General features: G+C 55.4%; 27 protein-coding genes and 1 pseudogene. 15 read left to right on the top strand and 13 right to left on the bottom strand.

Annotation, left to right across the window (positions count from 1 at the left end; translation table 11 throughout):
- Nucleotides 1–122, top strand: a pseudogene (locus ABWP27_RS05785) (histone deacetylase family protein); the annotation flags it as partial.
- A 121-nt stretch (nucleotides 123–243) separates the two neighbouring features.
- On the opposite strand, the gene recX reads toward ABWP27_RS05785, so the two are convergent.
- Together recX and recA are read right to left on the bottom strand one after the other, a co-directional pair.
- Nucleotides 244–708 carry a recombination regulator RecX gene (gene recX, locus ABWP27_RS05780; RefSeq protein ID WP_353154606.1) on the bottom strand — a complete coding sequence of 155 codons (465 nt, stop codon included), beginning with the start codon at nucleotides 706–708 and terminating at the stop codon, nucleotides 244–246.
- A 77-nt stretch (nucleotides 709–785) separates the two neighbouring features.
- Entirely contained in the window at nucleotides 786–1,889 is a 1,104-nt protein-coding gene (recA, locus tag ABWP27_RS05775; RefSeq protein ID WP_353154603.1) for a recombinase RecA, read from the bottom strand.
- A 236-nt stretch (nucleotides 1,890–2,125) separates the two neighbouring features.
- On the opposite strand from recA, the gene ABWP27_RS05770 reads away from it, so the two are divergent.
- The 5 genes from ABWP27_RS05770 (at nucleotide 2,126) to ABWP27_RS05750 (ending at nucleotide 7,466) form a co-directional block, all read left to right on the top strand.
- The gene (locus ABWP27_RS05770) at nucleotides 2,126–2,794 is read left to right on the top strand and encodes a ribonuclease HI family protein (protein WP_353154601.1); all 669 of its coding nucleotides are present in this window, start codon (nucleotides 2,126–2,128) and stop codon (nucleotides 2,792–2,794) included.
- Nucleotides 2,795–2,897: 103 nt separating this feature from the next.
- A complete protein-coding gene (locus ABWP27_RS05765) occupies nucleotides 2,898–3,599 on the top strand; it encodes a response regulator (protein ID WP_353154599.1) in 702 nt (233 codons plus the stop codon).
- Between the two features lie 7 nt (nucleotides 3,600–3,606).
- The gene (locus tag ABWP27_RS05760; RefSeq protein ID WP_353154596.1) at nucleotides 3,607–5,145 is read left to right on the top strand and encodes a sensor histidine kinase; all 1,539 of its coding nucleotides are present in this window, start codon (nucleotides 3,607–3,609) and stop codon (nucleotides 5,143–5,145) included.
- A gap of 1 nt (nucleotide 5,146) precedes the next feature.
- The gene (locus tag ABWP27_RS05755; RefSeq protein WP_353154593.1) at nucleotides 5,147–5,440 is read left to right on the top strand and encodes a DUF4212 domain-containing protein; all 294 of its coding nucleotides are present in this window, start codon (nucleotides 5,147–5,149) and stop codon (nucleotides 5,438–5,440) included.
- A complete protein-coding gene (locus ABWP27_RS05750) occupies nucleotides 5,430–7,466 on the top strand; it encodes a sodium:solute symporter family protein (protein WP_353154590.1) in 2,037 nt (678 codons plus the stop codon). The genes ABWP27_RS05755 and ABWP27_RS05750 overlap by 11 nt, the downstream gene beginning before the upstream one ends.
- Nucleotides 7,467–7,609: 143 nt before the next feature.
- Here the strand turns inward: ABWP27_RS05750 and purM are convergent, their stop codons facing one another.
- Nucleotides 7,610–8,653 (bottom strand): phosphoribosylformylglycinamidine cyclo-ligase, encoded by a 1,044-nt coding sequence (gene purM, locus ABWP27_RS05745; protein WP_353154587.1) that lies wholly within the window; start codon nucleotides 8,651–8,653, stop codon nucleotides 7,610–7,612.
- A 355-nt stretch (nucleotides 8,654–9,008) separates the two neighbouring features.
- Here purM and hda point away from each other — a divergent pair, with 355 nt between their 5' ends.
- From hda to panB, 7 genes are all read left to right on the top strand, one after another.
- Complete coding sequence (gene hda / locus ABWP27_RS05740; protein WP_353154585.1) at nucleotides 9,009–9,692, top strand: DnaA regulatory inactivator Hda; 684 nt, start codon at nucleotides 9,009–9,011, stop codon at nucleotides 9,690–9,692.
- Nucleotides 9,689–10,363 (top strand): histidinol-phosphatase, encoded by a 675-nt coding sequence (locus ABWP27_RS05735; protein WP_353154582.1) that lies wholly within the window; start codon nucleotides 9,689–9,691, stop codon nucleotides 10,361–10,363. Before hda ends, ABWP27_RS05735 begins: the two co-directional genes overlap by 4 nt.
- Entirely contained in the window at nucleotides 10,356–11,717 is a 1,362-nt protein-coding gene (gene pcnB / locus ABWP27_RS05730) for a polynucleotide adenylyltransferase PcnB (RefSeq protein ID WP_353154579.1), read from the top strand. Before ABWP27_RS05735 ends, pcnB begins: the two co-directional genes overlap by 8 nt.
- Nucleotides 11,714–12,202, top strand: a complete 489-nt coding sequence (gene folK, locus ABWP27_RS05725; RefSeq protein ID WP_353154576.1) for a 2-amino-4-hydroxy-6-hydroxymethyldihydropteridine diphosphokinase — start codon at nucleotides 11,714–11,716, stop codon at nucleotides 12,200–12,202. Before pcnB ends, folK begins: the two co-directional genes overlap by 4 nt.
- A gap of 91 nt (nucleotides 12,203–12,293) precedes the next feature.
- Nucleotides 12,294–12,641: a DMT family protein gene (locus ABWP27_RS05720; RefSeq protein WP_353154573.1), complete on the top strand. Its 348-nt coding sequence runs from the start codon at nucleotides 12,294–12,296 to the stop codon at nucleotides 12,639–12,641.
- Between the two features lie 63 nt (nucleotides 12,642–12,704).
- A complete protein-coding gene (locus tag ABWP27_RS05715; protein WP_353154571.1) occupies nucleotides 12,705–13,346 on the top strand; it encodes a deoxynucleoside kinase in 642 nt (213 codons plus the stop codon).
- A 2-nt stretch (nucleotides 13,347–13,348) separates the two neighbouring features.
- Nucleotides 13,349–14,173 carry a 3-methyl-2-oxobutanoate hydroxymethyltransferase gene (panB, locus tag ABWP27_RS05710; protein WP_353154569.1) on the top strand — a complete coding sequence of 275 codons (825 nt, stop codon included), beginning with the start codon at nucleotides 13,349–13,351 and terminating at the stop codon, nucleotides 14,171–14,173.
- Nucleotides 14,174–14,289: 116 nt separating this feature from the next.
- On the opposite strand, the gene ABWP27_RS05705 is transcribed toward panB, so the two are convergent.
- The 10 genes from ABWP27_RS05705 to ABWP27_RS05660 all read right to left on the bottom strand — a co-directional run bounded on the left by ABWP27_RS05705 (nucleotide 14,290) and on the right by ABWP27_RS05660 (nucleotide 25,296).
- Entirely contained in the window at nucleotides 14,290–14,583 is a 294-nt protein-coding gene (locus tag ABWP27_RS05705) for a chorismate mutase (protein WP_353154567.1), read from the bottom strand.
- Nucleotides 14,584–14,649: 66 nt separating this feature from the next.
- Nucleotides 14,650–15,510, bottom strand: a complete 861-nt coding sequence (gene ypfJ, locus ABWP27_RS05700; protein ID WP_353154564.1) for a KPN_02809 family neutral zinc metallopeptidase — start codon at nucleotides 15,508–15,510, stop codon at nucleotides 14,650–14,652.
- Between the two features lie 51 nt (nucleotides 15,511–15,561).
- Nucleotides 15,562–16,251 carry a carbonate dehydratase gene (gene can / locus ABWP27_RS05695; RefSeq protein ID WP_353154561.1) on the bottom strand — a complete coding sequence of 230 codons (690 nt, stop codon included), beginning with the start codon at nucleotides 16,249–16,251 and terminating at the stop codon, nucleotides 15,562–15,564.
- A 100-nt stretch (nucleotides 16,252–16,351) separates the two neighbouring features.
- On the bottom strand, nucleotides 16,352–16,939 hold the full coding sequence (locus tag ABWP27_RS05690; RefSeq protein ID WP_353154558.1) for a chalcone isomerase family protein: 588 nt from the start codon (nucleotides 16,937–16,939) through the stop codon (nucleotides 16,352–16,354).
- Nucleotides 16,940–17,059: 120 nt separating this feature from the next.
- Nucleotides 17,060–18,184, bottom strand: coding sequence for a molecular chaperone DnaJ (gene dnaJ, locus ABWP27_RS05685; RefSeq protein ID WP_353154555.1), 1,125 nt, complete (start codon nucleotides 18,182–18,184; stop codon nucleotides 17,060–17,062).
- 179 nt (nucleotides 18,185–18,363) lie between these two features.
- A complete protein-coding gene (dnaK, locus tag ABWP27_RS05680) occupies nucleotides 18,364–20,313 on the bottom strand; it encodes a molecular chaperone DnaK (RefSeq protein ID WP_353154552.1) in 1,950 nt (649 codons plus the stop codon).
- Nucleotides 20,314–20,401: 88 nt separating this feature from the next.
- On the bottom strand, nucleotides 20,402–20,938 hold the full coding sequence (gene grpE, locus ABWP27_RS05675; protein ID WP_353154549.1) for a nucleotide exchange factor GrpE: 537 nt from the start codon (nucleotides 20,936–20,938) through the stop codon (nucleotides 20,402–20,404).
- Between the two features lie 456 nt (nucleotides 20,939–21,394).
- On the bottom strand, nucleotides 21,395–22,501 hold the full coding sequence (hemH, locus tag ABWP27_RS05670) for a ferrochelatase (RefSeq protein ID WP_353154546.1): 1,107 nt from the start codon (nucleotides 22,499–22,501) through the stop codon (nucleotides 21,395–21,397).
- 78 nt (nucleotides 22,502–22,579) lie between these two features.
- On the bottom strand, nucleotides 22,580–24,229 hold the full coding sequence (gene recN, locus ABWP27_RS05665) for a DNA repair protein RecN (protein ID WP_353154543.1): 1,650 nt from the start codon (nucleotides 24,227–24,229) through the stop codon (nucleotides 22,580–22,582).
- 128 nt (nucleotides 24,230–24,357) lie between these two features.
- On the bottom strand, nucleotides 24,358–25,296 hold the full coding sequence (locus tag ABWP27_RS05660; RefSeq protein ID WP_353154540.1) for an NAD kinase: 939 nt from the start codon (nucleotides 25,294–25,296) through the stop codon (nucleotides 24,358–24,360).
- Between the two features lie 89 nt (nucleotides 25,297–25,385).
- On the opposite strand from ABWP27_RS05660, the gene ABWP27_RS05655 reads away from it, so the two are divergent.
- Nucleotides 25,386–26,090: an HAD family hydrolase gene (locus ABWP27_RS05655; RefSeq protein ID WP_353154537.1), complete on the top strand. Its 705-nt coding sequence runs from the start codon at nucleotides 25,386–25,388 to the stop codon at nucleotides 26,088–26,090.
- A 128-nt stretch (nucleotides 26,091–26,218) separates the two neighbouring features.
- Nucleotides 26,219–26,741, top strand: a 523-nt coding sequence (locus tag ABWP27_RS05650; protein ID WP_502905318.1) for an HrcA family transcriptional regulator, incomplete at its 3' end; no start/stop codon positions are given.

Raw genomic sequence — 26,741 nt, 5'->3', positions numbered from 1 at the left:
TGATGAAAATTGCCGACGACTGCTGCGAAGGTCGTGTGGTTTCCATCCTTGAAGGCGGTTACAGCCTGGAAGGCTTGGCTTCCAGTACCGCCATTCACGTCAAGGCATTGATGGATCACTGATCCAGTTTGTATTCATGATTGACTCATGAATGGGGCGCCAGCACACGTGATGTGCTGGCGCCCCATTTTTTAATTTGCGTCATTTCCGTTTCACATTACGCAGCAAGAACGGAGTGAATATTCAATCGCCATCATCGTCGTCTTTTTCTGCCGGACGCATCGCCGCCTGTATCGCCCGATGAGAAAATCCGCGCTGCAGCAAAAAGCGCATCTGCTTTGCACGGCCGTTCGCATCGCTTGCCACAACGCCGAACTTTCTTGACCAGACTTCCCGTGCACGCGCGACCTCATCCTGCTCCAGCGTCGCCTTTATTTCAGTCAATGCATCGGGATCGATGTTATGACTTTTCAGCTCGGACAAAATCCGGCTATTGCCGAAACGCGCCGCCCGCCGATTGACCAGCGATTCGGAAAAACGTGCCTCAGACATGAAGTTGGCAGCTGCCAGCGCATCAAGCAAGGCTTCGATATCGTCGCCTTCCTGCGCATAGCGTGCCAGTTTGCGCGCCAGCTCCTGACGGCTATGTTCGCGCGCTGATAAATAGCGAAGCGCCCGCGCTTTCAGACTCACTTGCAGTTTTGCCATATGAGTCCTTCAGCGCGGGCGCCCGTTAAAAACCATCATCAAATCGAAATCAAGCAATACCGGCTCAGCCGAACTATTTACTCGACTTCTTTCAGTTCTTTGGCTTCCTTGCTTTCCTTGGCGGAAGCTTTCTTCGCAACTGGCTCGTCCGACTTGATGGCGTCGAGTTCAGGCACACCCAAAGAAACGCGCACCTTGTTTTCGATTTCACGCGCCAGATCCGGACGTTCTTTCAAATAGTTGCGTGCATTGTCCTTGCCCTGACCGATACGTTCGCCGTTATAGCTATACCAGGCACCGGATTTTTCGACGATTTTTGCATCCGAACCCAGATCCAGAATTTCGCCTTCGCGCGATGTGCCTGCGCCATACAGAATGTCGAAATGCGCTTCCTTGAATGGTGGTGCGATCTTGTTCTTGACGACCTTGACCTTGGTTTCATTGCCGATGACTTCATCGCCCGACTTGATCGAGCCGGTGCGACGAATATCCAGACGAACCGAAGCATAAAATTTCAAAGCATTACCACCGGTCGTGGTTTCGGGATTACCGAACATGACGCCAATTTTCATGCGAATCTGATTAATGAAAATAACCAGCGTATTGGTACGATTGATACTGCCGGTCAGTTTGCGCAAGGCCTGCGACATCAGACGCGCTTGCAAACCAGGCAGCGAATCACCCATATCACCTTCGATCTCGGCACGCGGCGTCAAGGCAGCAACCGAATCGATGACGATCAGATCGACGCCACCGGAACGCACCAGCGCATCGCAAATTTCCAAAGCCTGTTCACCGGTATCCGGTTGCGAAATCAACAGTTCGGACAGATTGATGCCCAGCTTCTGTGCATAAGTCACATCCAGCGCATGTTCCGCATCGATAAACGCGCAGGTGCCGCCCAGTTTCTGCATTTCTGCGATGGTTTGCAACGTCAGCGTGGTTTTACCCGACGATTCCGGACCATAGATTTCAACCACGCGGCCGCGTGGCAAGCCGCCAACGCCAAGCGCAATATCCAGACCCAGCGAGCCGGTGGAGACAACCTGCACCTCTTCGACGACAGCGCCGTCTTCCATGCGCATCACCGAGCCTTTACCGAATTGCTTTTCGATTTGCGCCAGTGCGGCAGCAAGTGCCTTACTCTTATCCGAGCTCGGTGCGTTTTTTTTATCGTCCATGAGGATTCTTTCGACGGTTGGGTGTTGAAACAAAATGGCTAACAAGCAGTTTTTGCGACCAGAAACCGTACTGTATAAAAAAACAGTGCTTTATGCAAGCGCCTTCTTGAAGTTTTATTTCAAATGATCGAAAAAGCAACTTTACGAAATTTACTCAGCCTGCTTTTTGGTCTTAGCCACCCCGGCCTTTCCACGTAAGATATGGCCGAATCCATTCTATTTCCCGTCCAACAACCATGCCCAAGCTGGAAGACCTGTTAGAAGTCGCCTACAAGAAAGAGCGTACAAGCAGCCGTCGGCTGGCAAAAAATCTGGCCCTGTCCACAGAGGACGCCTTGCGGCAAACCCTGCAGACGGCAGCAGGAAACCAGTCCCTTGCCGAACTGATCTCCAGTCGCAAACAGCAAAAAGCCGACGTCGCGACAAAAATCGCCCATCGCAAACAAATGACGACAGAGGCGCGCGCCTATAAAAGAAACGCTGCCCAGCCCGATCCGGCGGCGTGGCTGGCCTGGTTCGATGGAACAAGCCATCCAAATCCCGGCAAAATGGGTGTAGGCGGCATACTCAGGAATCCAAATGGCGATCTGACCCGCATCAGCTTCGCCGCCGGTCAGGGCGATAGCAGCGAAGCGGAATACCGCGCACTGATCGCAGTGCTGCAAGCAGCGCTTGCAGTCCGGCCGGCAAAGTTGGTGATCTATGGCGATAGCCGGGTCGTGCTGGACGATGTACAGGCGGAAAACGGCGCGACCATATTGAGTCATCACCGCATACAGGCCAGGCAATTGATTGCGCAACTCGAGAATCCTGCCCTGATCTGGATTCCACGCCGGAAGAATGCTGCTGCAGACGCCTTGTCGCAACAGGCCGTCAAGCCTGCCGTCATCTGCGGAGAGCAGTAAAACATAAAAGCCGGCCCTGTCGTAAAATCAGCCGTCAACACTTGTCTTGCCGCTGTTGGCGAAACGCAATAGACTACAAACCAACTTCCTCTCTCCCTCCCCTATGCGTATATTGCTTGCCGAAGACGACAGTGTGCTGGCCGATGGCTTGACGCGATCCTTGCGTCAATCGGGTTATGTCACCGATTGCGTCAAAAATGGTGTGGAAGCCGATTCGGCCTTGTCTACGCAAGACTTCGATTTACTGATTCTCGATCTGGGATTACCAAAAATGTCCGGCCTTGAAGTACTGCAGCGTTTGCGCGCACGCAATTCGCGTTTGCCGGTATTGATTCTGACGGCCGGCGATTCAATCGAACAGCGCGTCAAGGGACTGGATCTGGGCGCCGACGATTTCATGGCCAAACCGTTTGCACTGTCCGAACTCGAGGCGCGCGTACGTGCACTCACGCGGCGCGGCGCAGGCGGCGGGCCGACCGTGATCAAACACGGCCCCTTGTCCTACGATCAGGTTGGCCGCATTGCCTACATCAACGATCAGATGCTGGAATTATCGGCACGCGAGCTCGGTTTGCTGGAAGTGCTGCTGCAACGCAGCGGCCGCCTGGTATCGAAGGAACAACTGGTCGATCATCTTTGCGAATGGAGCGAAGAAGTCAGCAACAATGCAATCGAAGTGTATGTGCACCGCTTGCGCAAGAAAATAGAAATCGGCGGCTTGCGCATCGCCACCGTGCGCGGTCTCGGCTACTGCCTCGAAAAATTCTCCGAAGCAGCACCCAATACGATCGCACCGCCACGCTGACCCGGCGATGCCTGATACTCACCGACTGAACACTCCCGACGTCGATGCAATTGCATCGAATCCAGGCGCGGCAGCCCAGCCGGAAGAACGCACGCAACGCTCGCTATTCGGTGAAATTCTGGACTGGATGCTGGTGCCGCTGCTGCTGCTGTGGCCGCTCAGCATTGCCATTACCTACCTGGTTGCAAAATCCATCGCCAACGAACCCTTCGATCGCGCGCTGGAAGACAAGGTCACGGTCGTCGCACAACAGGTCAAGGAAATCAACGGCGAGGTCGTGACGCGCCTGACCGGCCCGGCTATCGACATTCTGCATGCCGACGACGTCGACAATATCTATTACCAGATACGTGATGCGCATAACACCTTCGTTGAAGGCGATCCGGAAATGCCATTGCCGAAAGATATAGAAGAAGCACCGCCCTGGTCGACGAAATTTCGTTACGATTTCATCCACAATACCGAAGTGCGCATCGCCTACATCTATGTCGATCTGCACAAGACGCAGGTCGAACCGCAACTGAGCATAGAGCCGCGCATGGCGCTGGTGCAGGTCGGGGAAACGCTGGACAAGCGTTCGCAACTGGTCAACCAGATCATCAAGGGCGTGATCGTGCCGGAATTCATCATCCTGCCGATTGCGCTGGTGCTGGTCTGGTTTGCCCTCACGCGCGGCTTGCGTCCGCTGGCAGAGCTACAGCAACGCATACGTGCACGCCGGCCTGATGATCTGAGCCCTATCGATTCGGGCCACGTGCCGGAAGAAATCATTCCTCTCGTCGGCTCGCTCAACGACATGCTGGAACGCCTGTCGCAAAGCATCAAGATACAAAAACGCTTCATCGCCGATGCCGCACATCAGATGAAAACACCGCTGGCCGGCATGCGCATGCAATCCGAACTGGCCTTGCGTCAAACCGATCAGGACGAAATTCACAAATCGCTGGAACAGCTGGCAAAAAGCTCCAAATCCGCCACCCGCATGGTGAATCAATTGCTCGCACTGGCACGCGCAGAAAATCAGATGCCGCAGACCAAACCGATGCAGTCACTGGAGCTGTCCGAACTGGCGCGTGAGACGGTGCAGAACTGGGTGCAGACTTCGTTCGTCCGGAAAATCGATCTCGGTTTCGAGCAACCGGATGAAGCGGTGATGGTAAAAGGCGACCCCACCATGCTGCATGAGCTGTTGAACAATCTGATCGACAATGCGCTCAGTTACACACCGGCTGGCGGTAACGCAACCGTGCGTGTACGAACCGATCAGCAAGCCGGGCTGGCATTTCTGGAAGTGGAAGATAACGGCCCCGGCATCGCACCGCATGAACGCAGCCATATCTTTGAGCGCTTTTACCGCATCCTCGGCAGCAACGTCGAGGGGAGCGGACTCGGGCTGGCCATCGTCCGCGAAATCGCACTACAGCACAATGCGGAAATCGAAATCCTCAACAATCCGCGCTGCAAGGGTCAGAAACGTCCCGGCTGCCTGATGCGCGTCATCCTGCGTCTGGAACCGGCCGAAACTTCATGGGACGACAATATTTGATATGGCTGCACAAATAAAAAAGCAGCAATCCGATCCCGCAGGCCGTTATTGGCAGCGCACACGACGCATGACGCTGTGGCTGCTGCTGGCGTGGTTCGCCGTCACCTTTAGCGCGATTTTCTTCGCCCGTTCGCTGTCCGCCTACACGCTGTTAGGCTGGCCGATTTCATTCTTCATGGCGGCGCAAGGCAGCATCCTGATTTATGTAGCAATCATTGCCATCTACGCGCTGCGCATGCGTGCGCTCGACAAAACCTACCTGCTCGAAAAAAACGATAGTACACATGAAGACTAAAGCCTTCTTCCGTCGCCTGATGCGTTATTACGTGCTGTTCACGATAGGCTTTGTGCTGTTCCTGTTTGCCGTGGCGATTCTGGAACGTGAAGGTTTTCCGCGTGCATGGATAGGCTATGTCTTCATGTTTTGCACCATCGTGATGTACGCCACCATCGGCGTCATCAGCCGCACCTCGAACATGCTGGAATACTATGTCGCCGGCCGTCGCGTACCGGCATTTTTCAACGGCATGGCGACGGCCGCCGACTGGATTTCGGCGGCCAGTTTCATCAGTCTGGCAGGCGGTTTGTACCTGTGGGGTTTTGACGGGCTGGCTTACCTGATGGGCTGGACCGGCGGCTTCGTACTGGTTGCATTGCTGATTGCGCCGTACCTGCGCAAGTTCGGCCAGTACACCATTCCCGATTACCTCGCCGCCCGCTATACCGGACGCTACAGCGACAATGTGGTGCGCATTATCGCGGTGATCGCGACCATCATTGTGTCCTTCACCTATGTCGTGGCGCAGATTTACGGCGTCGGCCTGATCACCTCGCGTTTTACCGGCGTCGATTTTTCCGTCGGTATTTTTCTCGGACTCGCCAGCATACTGGTCTGTTCCTTCCTCGGCGGCATGCGTGCCGTGACATGGACCCAGGTTGCGCAATACATCATCATCATCATTGCCTACATGATTCCGGTGGTATGGCTGTCGGTAAAACACACGAGCATCCCGGTCCCGCCTATCGCCTACGGTTCGGCCATTGCCAAGTTGAGCGAACGCGAGACGGTGCTGATCGAAGACCCGAAAGAAAAAGGCGTGCGCGCCATTTTCCACCAGCGTGCACAGGATCTGGATGAGAAACTGCAGATGTTGCCGGAGTCGTGGGAAAGCGGCCGCGCCGAAATTCAGCACAATCTGGAAGCACTCAAACTCGGCAATGCACCGCTGCTTGAAATCAAGCAGACCGTACGTGAGCTGGCAACCTATCCGAAAGACCCCGAAGAAGCCGAACGGCGCTGGATAGAAGACCGCGCAGCGAATCTGGAACTGGCAAAACCACCGACCCGGCATACCGAGCCCTTCCCCGGCGAGACTGAAGCCGCCTCGGATATCAAGCGCAATAACTTCATGGCCCTGGTGTTCTGTCTGATGCTGGGCACGGCCGCCTTGCCGCACGTACTGGTGCGCTACTACACGACATCGTCGGTAAAGGAAACGCGCGACTCGGTATTCTGGACGCTGTTTTTCATCATGGCGCTGTACATCACGATTCCGGCGCTGGCCGTGCTGGTCAAATACGATATTTACACTTCGCTGGTCGGCAGCGATTTTTCCAAGCTGCCGGAATGGGTTTCCTACTGGGCCAATATCGACAAGATACATCCGCTGGTCAGCATCAACGACGTCAATCGGGATGGCATCGTGCAACTGGCGGAAATTGTGATGGATGTCGATATCGTGGTGCTGGCGACGCCGGAGATTGCCGGCCTGCCGTATGTCATTTCCGGCCTGATCGCCGCCGGCGGCCTGGCAGCAGCACTGTCGACCGCCGATGGCCTGCTGCTGACGATTTCAAATGCGCTGTCGCACGATATCTATTACAAAACTGTAGACCCGACCGCCACTACGCAAAAGCGCGTGACGGTTTCCAAACTCCTGCTGCTGATGGTGGCATTGGTGGCAGCCTACATTGCATCGCTGAAACCAGGCGATATTCTATCGCTGGTCGGTGCCGCATTTTCACTGGCGGGCTCGGCACTGTTCCCCGCTCTGGCGCTGGGCGTGATCTGGAAGCGCGCCAACCAGCAGGGTGCGATCGCCGGCATGCTGGTCGGTTTCGCCGTGTGCGCGTATTACATGGCGCATACCCATCCGACACTGGGCGGCTCGGTCGCCGCACAATGGTTCCACATCGCGCCGATCTCGGCCGGCGTATTCGGCGTACCGGCCGGCATGCTGGCCATCGTCATCGTCAGTCTACTGACACCGCCGCCCGATCATAGAACCGAAGCCTTGCTCAAACATCTGCGTTCGCCGTGACTGATATTTTTTGATCGCGACGGCACACTGGCATCAGTGCCAACACTGAGCGCACAAATATCGAGGCAAATAAAAACGGCTGCAACGCTGACCTTAGTAAGACCAGCGTTGCAGCCGTTTTTTCATTCTTGCAGTTCTGTTGCTTACACCACGATGGTTTGCGCCTGACCTTCTTCGCGTGCGCGGATTTCACCTATCTGCATCACGGTTTCACCAGCCGCCTGCAATTGCGCCATCGCCGCTGCTGCATTTTCCTTCGCCACGATCACGGTCATGCCGATGCCGCAGTTGAAGACGCGATGCATTTCTGCATCGGCGACGCCGCCATGCTGTTGCAGCCACTTGAACAGCGGCGGCATGTCCCATGCGCTGCTATCCAGCACGGCTGTCAGATGCGGCTGCAACACGCGCGGAATATTTTCCACCAGGCCGCCGCCAGTGATATGCACCATGCCCTTGACTTCCATGGACGCCATCAGCGCCAGCAAAGGCTTGACGTAAATACGCGTCGGCTCCAGCAATACGTCGGCCAGCTTGCGACCGTGGAAATCCGCGTTCAAGTCTGGTTGCGCGACTGCGATGATCTTGCGCACCAGCGAATAACCGTTGGAATGTGCGCCCGACGAGGCCAGACCCAGCACCACGTCGCCCGGCACAATCTTGGTGCCGTCGATGATTTTCGATTTTTCCACTGCGCCGACTGCAAAACCGGCCAGATCGTATTCGCCGTCCGGATACATGCTCGGCATTTCAGCGGTTTCGCCGCCTATCAATGCGCAACCGGCCAGTTCGCAACCTTTGGCCACGCCTTTGATGACGTCGGTCGCGCTCGGCACGTCCAGCTTGCCGCAGGCAAAATAATCGAGGAAGAACAGCGGTTCTGCGCCCTGCACCAGAATGTCATTGACGCTCATCGCCACCAGATCGATACCGACGGTATCGTGCTTGTTCAGCATGAAAGCGAGTTTGAGCTTGGTGCCGACACCATCGGTACCGGATACCAGTACCGGCTCCTTGTACTTCTTGCTGATTTCAAACATGGCGCCGAAACCACCGAGGCCGCCCATGACGCCTTCGCGCATCGTGCGTTTGGCAAAAGGCTTGATCGCTTCGACCAGCGCATCGCCCGCATCGATGTCAACACCGGCGTCGCGGTAGGAAAGAGAGATATTGGAATTGGAACTCATGATGTGATAGGCAGCAGAGGCAGTAAAATAGACAGTTGTGGCCGGATGGCTAGCCTGATGATCAAATATCAGTTATCAATAAGGCCGGATCAGCATCGCAATGAACAAAAGTCATCGCGGCGTAATCTGCACTTTTTAAACTGGATGATTCAGGCTCTATAATTCGGGCTAAGCGGTATTTTAGCAAATCGCTCCCTCTCCTCCCTCATTTGATGACACTTTCTTTGCCGAAACGGCAAAATAGACGAGGATATGCACTGGAACTTGCGGCAAACCGATGGTACAAGCCTGTTCCTGCGCACATGGAGCAAAAAATAAACTGTATTTTTAACAATAACAATATGATGAAGCCAGCATGAGGCAGTTGCTACTTGATTTACCTGCCGAAAAACCGCAAACCCTGACATCGTTTGTGATCGGCGCCAATGCAGAGCTGATCCAGCTGCTGCAGCGCCTCGCACAAGGCCAGCCCGGTGGACTGGATGAACGTTTTGTTTACCTGTGGGGCGACGCCGGCGCCGGCAAGACGCATCTGCTGCGCGCATTGGCAGACGCCAAGACCGCACTGTATATTCCCGGCGATGCAAGCGCCGATGCCTTTGCCTACCAATCCGCGACGACGCTGTATCTGCTCGACGATAGTCACAAATTGTCGCCGGAAGCACAAATCGCCGCCTTCGCACTCTTCAATCAAGTGCGCGAACAGGGCGGCTGCCTGCTGGCGGCCGGTAACGCTGCGCCCGCAACGCTGACCGTGCGGGAAGATTTGCGTACCCGCTTCGGCTGGGGCCTGATCTATCAGGTGCACGGTTTGAGCGATGAAGAAAAAATCGCCGCCCTGACGCATGCTGCCGAGGCACGCGGCCTGACGCTGTCACCCGGCGTGTTACCCTACCTGCTCAACCATTTTGCGCGCGATATGCGCTCTTTGTCGGCGATGCTGGACGCGCTCGATGAATATTCTCTCGAAACAAAACGACCCATCACCTTGCCCCTGCTGCGCGAACTGCTGCAACGGGAAAATGAAATCAATCCATGAAAAACCTGGCCTTATTTGATCTCGACCATACGCTGATCCCCATCGATTCCGATTACGAATGGGGTCAGTTTCTGGCCCGCACCGGCGTGGTAGATCCGGATGCCTTTGCCAAGCGCAATGCCGAATTTTTCGCCCAGTATCAGGCCGGCACGCTGGACCCTGCCGAGTACCTGGAATTTGCCCTCGGCACGCTGGCGCAATTTCCGCGCGCCCAGCTCGACGCATGGCACCAGGACTTCATGCAGCAAGTCGTGCAACCGGCCATGCTGCCGCCAGCGCATGCTTTGCTGAAGAAGCATCAGGACGCCGGCGATCTGGTCGCCATCGTCACCGCCACCAATCGCTTCGTCACCGCACCCATCGCCCAGGCCTTCGGCGTCGAACATTTGATCGCTGCCGAACCAGAATTTACGGAAAATGGCGAATTAACCGGAAAACTGCTCGGCATTCCAACCTCCGGTGCAGGTAAAATCACACATACCAAGGCTTGGCTGGCAGCGCGCGGCCTTGCACTTGATGATTTCCAGCGCAGCTATTTTTACAGCGATTCGCAAAACGATATTCCCTTGCTATCCATCGTCACCGACCCGATTGCCACCAACCCCAACGCCTTGCTGACTGCGCACGCTCAAGCGCACGGCTGGCCGATCATCAATCTATTCAATGATTAAAAAGTTCATCCGTCGCATCCTCGGCACCAAACAGAAAACAGGCGATCACACGCAGCCTGTCAGGCTGACTGCGAAAGAACACCGCATCGATCCGAAGCTGGTTTCGGCCAATGCAATCCGCGTTACCAGCACCTTGCAGGAAGCCGGCTTCAAGGCTTTTCTGGTCGGCGGCGCAGTGCGCGATCTGCTGCTCGGCGTCAAACCCAAGGATTTCGATATCGCGACCAACGCCACGCCGGAACAGGTCAAGAAATTATTCCGCCGCGCCTTCATCATCGGCAAACGCTTCCAGATCGTGCACGTGATGTTCGGCCAGGATTTGCTGGAAGTCACCACCTTCCGCGGCGCCTCCTCCGATGGCGCGCCCAAGGATGAGCACGGCCGCGTGCTGCGCGACAATACCTTCGGCGAACAGCACGAAGATGCATTGCGGCGCGACTTCACAATCAATGCGATGTATTACGATCCGGCGACACAGACGGTGCTCGATTACCACGGCGGCATCGCCGACATCCGCACCAGAACACTACGCATTATCGGCGTACCGGAAGCGCGCTATCGCGAAGATCCTGTGCGCCTGTTGCGCGTCGTACGTTTCGCCGCCAAGCTCAACTTTGCAATTGCACCCGATACAAGCGCGCCGATCGCCGTCATGGCACCCTTGATCAACAATGTGCCGACCGCACGCGTGTTCGATGAAATGCTCAAGCTGTTGATGAGCGGCCACGCCCTCGCCTGCCTGCAGCAACTGCGCAAGGAAGGCCTGCATCACGGCTTGCTGCCGCTGCTCGACGTCGTGCTGGAACAACCGCTGGGTGAAAAATTCGTGCGACTGGCGCTTGCCAGTACCGACGAACGCGTCAAGCATGGCAAACCGGTTTCACCCGGTTTCCTGTTCGCTTCGCTGCTGTGGCATCAGGTGCTGGAAAAGTGGAATGCCTACCAGGCTGCCGGCGAGTATCCGATTCCCGCCTTGCACCTCGCCGCCGACGACGTGTTGAACACGCAAACCGACAAGCTCGCATTGCAACGCAAGATCGCTTCCGACATGCGCGATATCTGGGCCATGCAACCGCGTTTCGATCGCCGCGTCGGCAAGACACCATACAAATTGCTGGAACATCTGCGCCTGCGCGCCGGTTATGATTTCCTGCTGCTGCGTTGCGCCTCGGGTGAAATCGATAGTGAAATCGGCGAATGGTGGACGGCATTCATCGCCGCCGACGGCCCTGGTCGCGAAGAACTGCTCGCCAAAAAACCTGCCACGGCCAATGAAGCGCCGGCAAAAAAGCGCCCGCGCCGCCGCAGCCGTGCACGCAAACCTGCTGCAGGTACAGCCGGAACAAGCGAATGACAGGCAGGCAGATCGTCGCCCACATCGGCATAGGCTCGAATCTGGGCGAAGCATCGGACCATGTCAGGCAAGCCCTGCTGGCACTCGATACCCTGCCAGCAACGCGCGTAACTGCCCAGTCCTCATTGTTCCGCACTGCACCCATTGACGCCGGCGGCGACGACTACATCAATGCCGTCGCACGTATCGTCACCGATTTATCGGCCGAGGAACTGCTGCAAGCCCTGCTGATACTGGAACAAAAATTCGGACGCGAACGTCCGTACCAGAACGCACCACGCACGCTGGATCTGGATCTTTTGCTGTACGGCGATCAACGCATCGCCACACCCACCTTGACGGTGCCGCATCCGCGCATGACCAGTCGTGCGTTTGTCCTGATTCCGCTGTTGCAAATCGATCCCTTTATCCACATTCCCGGCCAGGGCGCAGCACATCACTTCGTACCCGGCGTGGCAATGCAGGCGATACAAAAAATTAGCTGAAATAATTGCGTCAGAAATCAACCGAAATCGCTGCCGCCTGTGCACGTAAAACCATCATTGCAAACCAGACTGCCTACACGTTAAGGACGCCATGCAAATTCCCGTAATCGTTCAGACTGTCGGCCTGCTCACACTATCCAATGTCTTCATGACGATCGCCTGGTACGGCCATCTGAAGGGCTTGTCGTCCAAACCGTGGTGGATCGCCGCGCTGATCAGCTGGGGTATTGCGCTGTTTGAATACCTGCTGCAGGTACCGGCCAATCGCATCGGGTATACCCAGTTCAGCCTGGCGCAACTGAAAATCATGCAGGAAGCGATTACACTCACGGTATTCGTACCGTTCGCAATTGTCTTCATGGACCAGCCGTTCAAGCTGGATTATGTATGGGCTGCATTGTGTCTGGTCGGCGCGGTGTACTTCATTTTCCGCGCCTGAGCTTGCGTAAAATTTCACTATGCCGTCGCAGCATGGTTAACCAAAACGGTAGATAAAATCATTATGGATTTTGAAAAGTACAAATACGTCGTCGTTGAAGGTGCCATCGGTGCCGGCAAAACCACGCTGGCCGGCAAACTCGCCGCACAGTTCGACGCGCAGACATTGCTGGAACGGCCGGAAGAAAACCCCTTCCTGGAAAAGTTCTATCGCGATGCCGGGCGCTATGCGCTGCCGACGCAAATGTTTTTCCTGTTCCAGCGCCTGAATCAATTACGAGACTTGGCGCAGCCCGATTTATTCGATGCCCGCATCGTGTCGGATTTCCTGCTCGACAAGGACCCGATTTTTGCCCGCCTGACACTGGGCGATGACGAGTTGGCGTTGTATCAGCAACTGTACGATCACCTGCGCCCGCAAGCGCCCTTGCCCGACCTCGTGATTTATCTGCAGGCCGAACCGCAAACACTGATCGATCGCATCAAGAAACGTGGCATACCGATGGAAGCCGGCATTTCCGAAACATATATGCATAGGCTGTGCGAAAGCTACAGCCGCATTTTTTACGATTACGAAGCTGCACCTTTGCTGATCGTGAATACCGAATATCTGAATCCGATCGATAATGACGAAGATTTCGCACTCTTGCTGACACGCATTGCAAACATGCGCGGCAAGCGTGAATTTTTTAGCCGTGGAGAATAAGTATGGCCAGCTATCTGCAGGAAAACGAACAACGCACCAAGGCCGTGACGGTTCCGTCACTGCTTGCAATGAAAGAACGCGGCGAGAAGATCACCATGCTGACTGCCTACGATGCGAGTTTTGCTTCGTTGATGGATATGTGCGGAGTCGAAATGCTGTTGATAGGCGATTCGCTCGGCATGGTCTGCCAGGGGCACAATTCGACGCTGCCGGTGACGATCGACGACGTGGCCTATCACACAGCCTGCGTGGCACGCGGCTCCAAGACTGCGTTCGTCATGTCGGATATGCCGTTTGGTTCCTATGCAACACCCGAACAGGCGTTTGCCAACGCGGTGAAGCTGGTGCAAGCCGGCGCGCAGATGGTCAAGCTCGAGGGTGGTGCCTGGCTGGCCGACACCGTTCGTTTTTTGACTGACCGTGCAATTCCGGTCATGGTGCATCTGGGCTTGACTCCGCAATTCGTACACCAGTTTGGTGGTTATAAAGTGCAAGGCAAGACGGCGGAAGCCGCAGAGCAATTGAAAAAAGATGCGCTGACTCTGCAGGCTGCTGGTGCAGCCATGCTATTGCTCGAAGCAATTCCTGCTTCTTTAGGCAAGGAAGTAAGTGAACTCGTCGCTATGCCGACCATAGGCATCGGTGCCGGCGTGGATTGCTCGGGTCAGGTCCTTGTCATGCACGACTTCATCAATGTTTTCCCTGGCAAGAAGGCGCGCTTCGTGAAGAACTTCATGGAAGGCCAGACCAGTATTGAAGGTGCGGTGCGCGCCTATATTCGCGAAGTCAAGGAAGGTACTTTCCCGGCACCTGAACACTGTTTCTGAAGAAGATAAAGCCTGATCGGATAGTTGCAGCCCTTGTCACCCAAGGCTGCAACCATCGCTGAAATGATCAGCCCTTCATTCAGCAAGAAATCTGGGTTCTTGCTGTATTCCGCGTTTTACTGAAATGCCGTTTGCACGGCAATCGCACGATGATTGATTACAACTTCGTCGATAATGCCGCGAAACAGATTCTGCACCACGAGCGGCTTCACGCCGAATTCATTTGCCAGCTCGACATAACGTTGCGCCTGTCTTGCTTCGCGTTCCGGATCGATTGCACTCAATTTCTTCTGTGCCTTCAGCACACCAACCTGATTGGTAATGTCGAAGCGCTGGGCTAACAGCTCAACAATGCGCGCATCGATCTTGTCGATCTCGATGCGCAGTGCTGCCAGTTCGGAATCATCCATTTAGTCTCTCCTGCTCATTCCACGCGACCCCATTTCTGCAGGCGCGCGATTGTTCAAATATCTTAATCAAAGCTGTCTGGCAGCGAAGGTATTGCAACTATTCAAATCGCCGCTTTCAATCCCGCGCTGGAACCAGCGCACGCGCTGCGCCGAGGTGCCATGCGTAAATGAATCCGGCACCACATGGCCTTGCGCCTGCTTCTGCAAGGTATCGTCGCCGATCGCGCTGGCTGCTTTCAATGCACTCTCCACATCACCGTCTTCCAGTATGCTGCGGGCTTCATTGGCATGATATGCCCACACACCGGCGAAACAATCCGCCTGCAATTCCAGCTTGACCGAAATCGCATTCGCCTGTTTTTGCGTACCGCTGCGACGCGCCTGCTCAACCTTGTCCGTGATGCCGCTGATGTGCTGCACGTGATGTCCGACTTCATGCGCAATCACGTAGGCCTGGGCGAAATCGCTGGAGACGCGGAAGCGGTCGCGCATGGTTTGGTAAAAGGCCAGATCGATATAGATTTTCTGATCGCCGGGGCAATAGAAGGGACCGGAAGCCGTGTCGCCTGTGCCGCAGGCGGTCGGCGTCTGGCCGGAGAACAGCACCAGTTTCGGCTTGATGTAGTTCGCACCGCTGGCGCGGAAGATCGGCCCCCAGGTGTCTTCGGTATCGGCCAGCACCGTGGCGACGAAGCGCGCCATCTGATCGTCTGCCGGTGGACGTTGCGCCGGTTCCTGCGATTGCATCTGCACCGGACCGCCGCCGCTCAACAGGCTGATGATGGTGGCTGGATTGATACCTAGAAAATACGAGCCCAGCAAGGCGATGACTATCGTGCCTATGCCGATCGAACGGCCGCCAAACCCGCCACCGCTACCGCGTCTATCCTCAACATTGTCGCTTTCGCGATTGCCTTCCCATTTCATGGCGCCTCCAGGCTGGCTTGAGTGCCAGATAATATTGTGAAGAATAATCGCTTATGAATGCGCCGGCACATCTTCGGTTTCGTAACGCGCAAAACTGTTTTTCAATTTCTCATCCGCCGCATCTGCACCATCTATCGTCACACCAAGATCGCCGAGCAAACCGTCTTTCAAGCCGTAGACCCAGCCATGTATCGTCAACTCCTGGCCACGCTCCCACGCATCCTGCACGATGGTCGTACGGCAGACATTGGCCACCTGCTCGATCACATTCAGTTCGCACAGACGATCGTGCTGTGCCTGCGTTGGCAACGCATCGCCCAGATAGCGACCGTATTTCTGATGCACATCCTGCACATGCCGCAACCAGTTATCCGCCAAACCGACACGCCTGCGCAGCATCGCGGCATGCACACCCGAGCAACCGTAATGGCCACATACAATCACATGCTTGACGCCTAGCACATCGACCGCAAATTGCAGCACCGACAGGCAATTGAGATCCGAATGCGCGACGACGTTGGCAATATTTCTGTGCACGAATAATTCGCCTGGAGCCAGATCGACAATTTCATTTGCCGGAACACGGCTGTCAGAACAACCTATCCACAAATATTCCGGAGATTGTTGCGATGCAAGTTTGACGAAAAAATCCGGGTCTTCCGCCACTTTTTCGGCTGCCCAGGCACGATTTTTCTGAAAAAGTTGTTCCAAGGGGAGTACTTCTTTCTTTTGCTCTGTCATTTATATCCATCATGCTGCAAACCCGGTAGGTAAACGATATACCGGCGATAAGCAGACATTTTATCCGGATTTTCCCGCAATCGACGGACGGTATCGCAGCTTATTGCTCGCCCAGCAGTTGTCGTTTGAGTTTGTCGTCTACCGGTTTGCTTCCCAGCCAGATGCGCAATATCGCGTTGTAGAACGCCGCATCGGTTATCGGCTCAAGAACTTTCCTGCCGTTCAGCAACACCGCCATGCCGCTGCCGGGTACCCAGTCCAGATGCAATACATCGCCCTGTCTGAGCTCGGAGGTAGTAGCGAACATTGCGCTGAACTTCGCCATCGGGACAGCCAATGCAGCACGTTCGGCGTTGTCGGTATTGTGCTCGATGCCACTGAAAAAAGCCTTGCCGAACTCCTCGCTGCCGACGTCGCGCAACATCGTGATGCTGACACGCCGTGCTCCGGGCGCCGCCAGCACATCGGCGACGGCGGCCTTCTTCTCGGGCAGGTAGAGGCCGACAACATAGACCTTGAACACAAATTTATAACGTATGCCCGCGCCATTCAGCTTGAGGTCCTGATTGGCAACTCTGGCGCTGTCATCGAGTTTTACGCCAGCCAGCTCGACCGCCGTGGCGGTATGAACAAAGAACAGGGCACTGCATATAGCCAGCATGCTGGCAATAGCTTTCAACGGTTGCATGACACCTCCCGGAATGATGGTGAATCCAGCATAAAACCTTGTGCATCAGCGATCAACAAAAAAAATGCCGGTCGAAAAATCGACCGGCATCGGCATGACTGCGGCAAACGTGAATTCTTCTTATTCGAAGAATTCCTTCACCTTGTCTTTCCACGACTTGGTTTGCGGGCTGTGTTTGGAGCCGCCCTCTATGGTCAGCAATTCAAACTCACGCAGCAATTCCTTTTGCTTTTCCGTCAGCGTGACCGGCGTTTCCACTACCACGTGGCAAAACAGATCGCCGGCGTAACCGGAACGCACGCCTTTGATACCCTTGCTGCGCAAGCGGAAGGTTTTACCCGACTGCGTACCTTCAGGAATCGTAAACGATGCCTTGCCGTTCAGGGTCGGCACTTCGATTTCGCCACCCAGCGCTGCCTTCGCAAACGAGATAGGAATCTCGCAATGCAGATCGTCGCCTTCGCGCTGGAACATCGCATGCTGCTTGATGCGAATCTCGACATACAGATCGCCCGGTGGGCCACCGTTCATGCCTGGCTCGCCGTTGCCCGATGAACGTATGCGCATGCCATCGTCGATACCGGATGGAATTTTGACTTCCAGCGTTTTATTGCGCTTGATCTTGCCGGCGCCGCTACAAGCCGAACACGGTGACGGATTGATCTTGCCGCCGCCATGACATTTCGGACAGGTTTGCAGCACGCTGAAGAAGCCCTGCTGCATGCGCACCTGACCATGCCCACCGCAAGTGGTGCAGTTGATCGGCGAGGTTCCCGGTTTGGCACCGCTGCCATCGCAGGTTTCGCAGCTATCCCACGAAGGCACGCGTATCGTCGTGTCGTAACCGTGCGCAGCCTGTTCCAGCGTGATTTCCAGGTTGTAGCGCAGATCGGCGCCGCGATACACCTGCGGGCCGCCACGACCACCGCGGCCGCCGGCCTGACCGAAAATGTCGCCGAAGATATCGCCGAAGGCATCGGCAAAACCGCCGCCACCTCCACCGCCGCCACCCATGTTCGGGTCTACGCCGGCATGACCGTAACGATCATAGGCGTCGCGCTTTTGCGGGTCGGACAGCATCTCGTAGGCTTCTTTCGCCTCCTTGAATTTATCCTCTGCACCTTTGCTATCCGGATTGCGATCCGGATGGTGTTTCATTGCAAGCTTGCGATACGCCTTCTTGATTTCCTCATCGGACGCATTCTTTCCCAAACCAAGAATTTCGTAAAAATCACGTTTTGCCATCTGTAGGCACCCTGTTTCTTTCTCTACTTATCTATGCAAAACGCCGAGTCGAGGTTTCGCAACCTTAGACCCGGCGAGTCTTACGACTTCAGACAATTACAAATCAATGCGCCTCGTTTTACTTTCCCGAAGCGCCAGGCAACTTGCGTGCGAATAATCCAAGTCGCTTGACCAACAAATTACTTGTCTTTCACTTCCTTGAAGTCGGCGTCCACCACGTCGTCCTGTTGCGACTTGGCTTCAGCATGACCATCGGCACCTGCCGAATGTGCGTCACCCGTTGCTGCACCGGCAGCTTGCTGCGCCTGCATGTCGGCATACATCTTTTCGCCGAGTTTTTGCGCAGCAGCCGACAAGGCTGCGGATTTTTCGTCGATGGCAGCTTTGTCACTACCTTTCAACGCATCTTCCAGATCCTTGATCGCCGCTTCGATTTTTTCCTTCTCGCCGGCTTCCAGCTTGTCACCGTATTCAGCCAGCGATTTGCGGGTCGAATGCACCAGTGCGTCGCCCTGGTTGTGCGCTTCTGCGAGCTCTTTCAGACGCTTGTCTTCTTCCGCATTGGCTTCGGCATCCTGCACCATCTTTTGAATTTCTTCTTCGGTCAAACCGGAGTTTGCCTTGATGGTGATCTTGTTTTCCTTGCCGGTTGCCTTGTCTTTCGCACCGACGTGCAGGATACCGTTGGCGTCGATATCGAAAGTCACTTCAATCTGCGGCGTACCGCGTGCCGATGGTGGAATGCCTTCCAGATTGAATTCGCCCAAACCTTTATTGCCTACTGCCATCTCGCGTTCACCCTGGAACACTTTGATCGTTACCGCAGGCTGATTGTCATCAGCAGTCGAGAACACCTGGCTGAACTTGGTCGGGATCGTGGTGTTTTTCTGAATCATCTTCGTCATCACGCCGCCCAGGGTTTCGATACCCAGCGACAGTGGCGTCACGTCGAGCAACAACAGATCCTTGCGATCACCGGACAGGACCGAACCTTGAATCGCTGCACCGACTGCAACCGCTTCATCCGGGTTGACGTCTTTGCGTGGCTCTTTGCCGAAGAATTCTTTTACCTTCTCTTGCACCTTAGGCATACGGGTCATGCCGCCGACCAGAATGATGTCGTCGATGTCCGATACTTTAACGCCGGCATCCTTGATCGCGATGCTGAGTGGCGCAAGGGTTTTGCTGATCAATTCCTCAACCAGCGACTCCAGTTTGGCGCGCGTGATTTTCAGCGTCAGATGGACAGGTGCGCCGTTCGCCATCGCGATGTACGGTTCATTGATTTCAGTTTGCTGCGACGACGACAGTTCAATCTTCGCACGTTCTGCCGAAGCCTTGATGCGTTGCAGCGCAATCGCGTCTTTCGACAGATCGAGGCCGTTGATTTTCTTGAATTCGTCGATGATGTAATCGATCACGCGTTGATCGAAATCTTCACCGCCGAGGAAGGTGTCGCCATTGGTCGACAACACTTCAAATTGCATTTCGCCGTCAACGTCTGCGATCTCGATGATCGAGATATCGAAGGTACCGCCGCCCAAATCGTACACGGCGATCTTGCGATCACCCTTGCCGGTTTTATCCAGGCCGAAGGCGAGTGCTGCAGCGGTTGGTTCGTTGATGATGCGTTTGACGTCCAGACCGGCAATACGGCCTGCATCTTTAGTCGCCTGACGTTGCGCATCGTTGAAGTAGGCCGGAACGGTAATGACCGCTTCCGTCACTTCTTCGCCGAGGTAGTCTTCAGCGGTTTTTTTCATCTTGCGCAGGATTTCTGCAGAAATTTGCGGCGGTGCGAGCTTCTTGTCGCGCACCGAAATCCATGCGTCGCCGTTGTCAGCCTTGACGATTTGATACGGCATCATGCCGATATCCTTCTGCACTTCTTTTTCGTCAAATTTACGACCGATCAGACGCTTGACTGCGTACAGCGTGTTCTTCGGGTTGGTGACCGCCTGGCGTTTGGCCGGCGCGCCAACCAGAATTTCGCCGTCTTCCTGATAGGCGATAACGGATGGCGTGGTACGCGCACCCTCTGAATTTTCGATGACTTTCGGCTTGCCGCCTTCCATGATTGCTACGCAGGAGTTGGTCGTGCCCAAATCAATACCGATGATTTTTCCCATGATGGTATTTCCCTTAAATGTCTGTAAAACGAAACTGTTAAATAAAATTGGATGAAATCAATATGTGGCGTGAAACGATGCTTTCAAGTTATTTTTCTTGCGCAACTGTCACCAGCGCCGGACGCAGCAGGCGGTCTGCAATCAGATAACCCTTTTGCAGCGTGCTGACGATGGTATTGGCTTCCTGATCGGCAGGAACCACTGAAATCGCCTGATGTTTCATAGGGTCCAGCTTGTCGCCCTGCTGCGGCTTGATTTCCAGCAGACGATTCTTTTCAAATGCCGCACTCAGCTGCTTGAGTGTCATTTCCACGCCTTCTTTCAAGGATTCGATTGACGGCGTTTCTACTTGCAAAGCCATTTCCAGGCTGTCTTTTACCGGCACCAGTACTTCAGCGAAGCCCTCGATCGCAAATTTATGCGCTCGGGTCACATCTTCCTGCGCTCGACGGCGGAAATTCTCGTTCTCGGCTTTGGCGCGCAGGAAGCTGTCCTGTAATTCCTGCACCTGCAACTGGGATGCCGCGAGCTGCTCTTCCAGCGTAGGGACGATGGCCGTAGCGTCAACCGACGCCGGCTCTTCCATCGATGCCGCCTGCTCTGCGTATTTGTCCTGGTCTTGCATGAAAAAATCTCCAACAATCAATGGGTTATAGCAAAAAATGCCAATGCGGTACCTCACATGGGGTTATCCCACATTATTTCAAGGGGTATTACGGTGGAATTTGATGAATACGCGAAACGCGCATGATATCGCCGTTGCACGCCAGTTGCGAGATCGCTGTTACAAAAATCAATTATTCATGGGATGGCATTTTACGCCGCTTGGACTACGCTATAGGTAAACAACGGTCTGATTCCGCCAGCGTCACCCAGAGGAGCTCATCGTGAACCTGCCCCTTATTTACATCTCGATCATTGCCTATGCCACGCTTGCCGTTGCCGTCATCTGCTATACAGAACTGTAAGCGGCACAGGCAATATTTTTCGCCATTCCTGCAGGAGGAAATGCGTCAGGAAGGGTTAGGCACAACTTTCAAAATTTGCAAATTCTGCGCCCAGTCAGGCTTCCGTGCCCTCCTTATTGCGGCGCTCCCAGGCGCTGCGCTTCCTCCAGCGAAATACGCGCCTGTTCATTGCGCTCTTCACGCAAGGCCGGCGACAGGATGGTCGGCCAGCCTATCATGTGCAATTCTGCAATTTGCGCCAGCGCCTTGATCCACGCATCATTTTCATTCAGGCACGCGATATAGTTGAAGTCCTGGCCACCCGCCTGCAGAAAATCGCGACGCACTTCAATGCCGATTTCTTCCAGCGTTTCCAGGCAATCACTGGTAAAGCCGGGGCACAGCACGTCCACTCGTTTGACGCCACTTTTTGCCAGTTTCTGCAAGGTTGGCGCCGTGTACGGCTGCAGCCATTCCGCCTTGCCGAAACGCGACTGGAAAGTCACCAGATACTGGTCTTCGGTCAAATCCAGCTCCTTCGCCAGCAGACGTGCGGTCTTGTGGCATTCGCAGAAATACGGATCACCCAGCGTCAAGGTTCGCTTCGGCACCCCGTGAAAACTCATCACCAATTTATCCGGACGACCATTCATATCCCAGTGAGCAAGCACTGACTTTTGCAAGGCACGAATATAAGCTTCATGATCGTGATAATGCTTGATGAAGCGCAGCTCTGGCACATTACGTTCTTTTGCATAGTGCTTGAATACCACATCGAAAATCGAGGCCGTGGTCGTGCCCGAATATTGCGGGTAGGCCGGCAATACCAGAATGCGGTCGCAACCGTCCGCCTTCAGCTTGCGCAAGACTTCCGGCACCGACGGACTGCCGTAACGCATTGCGTATTCGACCCGGACTTCATGGCCGCGCGCACCCAGATAGCCGGTGAGCAATTTGGCCTGCTTTTCCGTATGCACGCGCAAGGGTGAACCGTCATTGCTCCAGATCGCAGCATATTTTTTGGCCGATTTCCCGGAACGAAACGGCAGGATGATCAACTTGAGTATGAACCACCAGATCGCACGCGGGATTTCAACCACACGCGGATCGGACAGGAATTCATTCAGGTAAGAACGTACCGCAGCAGTCGTCGGCGCATCAGGGGTACCGAGATTGACCAGCAAGACAGCGGTTTTCGGCAGACTGCCATGGGTGTACGGTGGTTCTGTATGAAATGACATGGCGCTTTGAATATGAGTAATCGATGGTGATGGCGAAAAGTTGAGCAACCGGCCGAGTCTTTACCCGGCCCGGCTGGCTCAGCTTGCGAGCAATTCGCGCGCGTGCGTGCGCGTGGTTGCAGTGATTTCCAGCCCGCCCAGCATGCGGGCAATTTCTTCCACTCGCGCATGATCATCCAGCGCGGCGATGGACGAAGCGGTTTTGCCATTGCTGCTTTGCTTGCTGACCTGAAAATGCTGATTGGCCTGACTCGCCACTTGCGGCAAATGCGTGACGCATAAAACCTGTCTGTCCTGGCCCAGACGGCGCAACAGGCGACCGACCACTTCCGCCACCCCGCCGCCGATACCGCTATCGACTTCATCGAAAATCAGCGTAGGCGTTGCCGTGGCGCTGGAAGTGATCACGGAAATCGCCAGTGCAATGCGCGCCAGTTCGCCGCCGGATGCCACCTTGGCCAGTGGCCGCGGCGTGGTACCGGCATGCGCGGCGACCATGAATTCGATTTGTTCAAGACCATACGATGCCGGCTCGCACGGCTGCAAGGCAATGGCAAATTTGCCGCCGGTCATGCTGAGTTCCTGCATCGCGACCGTGACGGCATCGCCCAGCGCCTTCGCAGCCTTGCTGCGCGCCTTCGACAATTTTTGCGCTGCTGCCATGTAAGCAGCCTTCAATTTTTCTTCTTGCGCACGCAGGGCATCCAGATCGCTGGCATCGGCCAGTTGCTTCAATTGTGCAGACAGCGTTTCCAGTTCCTGCGGCAAATCGTCCGCCGCCACATGGAATTTGCGCGAAGCCGAATGAATGTTTTCCAGACGCGTTTCCACTTCACGCAAACGTGCCGGATCGAGTTCAACCCGGCTCAGATAATCGTTGAGCGCGTACACCGCTTCCTGCAATTGAATCCGCGCCGGTTCCAGCGCATCCAGCACCGGCTGCAAACCGGCATCCAGATCGACCAGCTTGCCGATGCGGATATTGAGCGAAGACAGTTGCGACAGCATAGGCGCCGTCTCGGCTTCGGAGATCAGCATCAGCGCATCCTGCGCACCTTCAATCAAACTGGCGGCGTGCGACAGACGACTGTGTTCGTTGGTGATGTCAGTCCATTCACCCGGCTTGACCGAGAGCTTCTCCAGTTCGCCGACCTGCCATTCCAGGCGTTCGCGTTCCAGCAGGACATTCTTGGCATTGGTTTCAAACTCTTCGCGTTGTCGCGCCAGTGCGCGCCAGGTTTTATAGGCGCTGGCCACGGCTTTTACTTCTTCCTGCAATCCCGCCTGGTTATCCAGCAGCACGCGCTGCATGTCCTGCTTCAATAGCGACTGATGCGCATGCTGGCCATGAATATCAACCAGTTTTTCACCCAGTTCGCGCAATTGCGTGGCGGTGGCAGCAATGCCGTTGATAAAGGCTTTCGAACGGCCGGCATTATCGATCACGCGACGCAGCAAGGCACCGCCTTCCTCGTTGGTGAATTCATTTTCTGCCAGCCAGGCATCGAGCTCGGCACTGGCGGAAAACTCGGCCGTGATGTCTGCCCTGGCCGCACCTTCACGCACGACGCTGGCGTCGCCACGCCCACCCAGCGCCAGCGCCAGCGCATCGATCAAAATCGATTTACCGGCACCCGTTTCACCGGTAAATACCGAGAAGCCGGATGAAAACTCAAGTTCGATGGCATCGACGATCACGAAATCGCGGATGGAAAGCGTGCGCAGCATGTGGTTGGAATCTTCCCGTTGGTTCGGCTGTGCTGCATGGCCCGGCACAGCAGCGAGCGGCAAATCAGGTTACATCAGAGTATTCAATTAAATCAGCGCATGCGCCTCGGCATACTCAATCGGCAGCCTTATTTTAACCGGCCCTGCACCGATGGATATTCGTTCCAGTGCAGTTTTTCGCGCAGCGTATCGTAATAACTCCAGCCTTCAGGATGCAGAAAGGTAACTGCATGATCAGATCTTTTGACAATAATGCGATCGCCGTGCAGCAGACGCGCCACCGATTGCATATCGAAGTTGACGTTGCTGTCGCGCCCGCCGACCACTTCTATCACGATTTCACTCGCATCCGGCACCACGATAGGACGATTCGACAAGGCATGCGGCGCAATCGGCACCAGCACGATGCCCGACAGGCTGGGATGCAGCAAGGGGCCGCCGGCGGAAAGTGAATATGCAGTGGAGCCGGTAGGCGTCGCAACGATCAAACCATCCGAACGCTGGTTGTACATGAAGTGGCCATCGACGTGCACGCACAATTCGACCATGCCCGAACCCGAGCCGCGCGACAGCACGACATCATTGAAAGCCAGCGTGTGATGCATGACGGCACCGTTACGGGTCAGCGTACCCTGCAGCAGGCTGCGCTTTTCGGAAGCGACCTTGCCGTTGAGCATATCCTGCAGCACCGGCATCATGTCTTCCAGCGAAATATCGGTCATGAAACCAAGCCGTCCCTGATTGATACCGATCAGCGGCACATTGAACGGCGCCAGTTGACGTGCAATGCCGAGCATGGTGCCGTCACCGCCGACGATAATCGCCACATCGGCCAGTTCGCCAATCTGCGCCAGATCCATCGCTTCGTAGCTGTCGAGGCTGAAGCGCTCGGCAGTTTGCCGACCAAACACCACGCGGCGACCTGTCTTGGTCAGCGCTTCGGCTATCTGCGTCAATGACTGGGTAATATCGTCCACTGAATGCACAGTCTCGCTGGGTTTTTGCTTGGCAAAAATCGCGATAGTTTGAAAAGACGAGGCTGTGTAGGAATGAGAGGTCGGCAACATGCTGCAGATTAGACCATAATTCCTCTTTCTCTTGCACCATGCGATGCAGCATCCGCACGAATAATTTTGTCCGCCTTCTATTCTTCCTTATGTCTAACCTTGCGCATCCCTCTCCCGTCAAAGCCGTACTCTTCGATCTGGACGACACACTGTGGCCGCTGGCGCCGACGCTGCTCAAGGCCGAGGCTGTGCTGTACGACTGGCTGGCGCTGCACATTCCCGGCGTAACCCGCCGCTTCAGCAATGCGGAATTGCGCGAGTTGCGCATGGAATTGCTGCCTACCGATCCGCAATATCAATTCAATGTCTGGGCCCTGCGCCATGCCGCCCTGACGCACGCTTGCCGCCTGAGCAGTGAAAACCATGAACTGGTCGATCAGGCGATGGCGGTATTTTCCGAGGCGCGCAATGCAGTGACACCGTTCGACGATGTAGTGCCAGCTCTGATGCGCCTGAACGAACGCTTTATGGTGGGATCGATTTCCAACGGTTTTGCCGATCTGTCGGCCATCGGCATCTCCCGGCACTTTCAAATTTCGATCGCCGCCCATCAATTTGGCAGCGCCAAACCGCAGCCGGAGATTTTCCTCGCCGCCTGCGCCGCACTCTCGGTTGCGCCGCACGAAGCGGTCTATGTCGGCGACGATCCGCTGCTGGATATTCAGGGCGCGCAAAATGCCGGACTGCAAGCGGTGTGGATGAATCGTTTCCAGCGCACCCTGCCCGAGCATATCGTGCCGGCCGCCAGCCTTACCACGCTGCATGAACTCGATGCATGGCTGAAGCGCGCATAATGGCAGTATGGCCATGTGCAACAAGGGCATGCCAGCCGGTCGTAAATGTAAATAGCCGGCAAACGGTTCACATCGTGTAGGCTGCAAGCTTGCCGCCTGGCGCTGTCACTCATTACAATACGCATACCATGCAACTCGATAACCGCGCACAAACACTGCTGAAAGCCCTGGTCGAACGCTATATAGCGGACGGCCAGCCGGTCGGTTCGCGCGAGCTTTCAAAAATTTCCGGTCTCGATCTGTCGCCGGCGACGATACGCAACATCATGGCCGACCTGGAAGAAATGGGTTTCGTCGCCAGCCCGCACACTTCCGCCGGCCGTGTTCCAACACCGCGCGGCTATCGCGTGTTTGTCGATACGCTGCTGACCGTACAAACCCTGGACGAAAGCGCGCTGGAATCCAAATTGCAAACCACACTGCAAACCGGTTCCCCGCACAAGATCATTGCCAATGCGGCAGGGATACTGTCCTCGCTATCCGAATTTGCCGGCATCGTGATGACGCCGCGCCGCGAGTCGGTATTCCAGCAAATCGACTTCTTGCGACTGTCGGAGAAACGCATACTGCTGGTCATCGTCGGCCCCAGCGGCGACGTGCAAAACCGGCTCTTGCTGACCGATGTCGATTACTCGCCGGCGCAATTGGTGC

The organism is Herminiimonas fonticola, from assembly GCF_040395855.1.
Classification (GTDB): domain Bacteria; phylum Pseudomonadota; class Gammaproteobacteria; order Burkholderiales; family Burkholderiaceae_D; genus Oxalicibacterium; species Oxalicibacterium fonticola_A.
The sequence above is the reverse complement of the archived record's forward strand: the minus strand, read 5'-3'. Positions and strand labels throughout refer to the sequence as shown.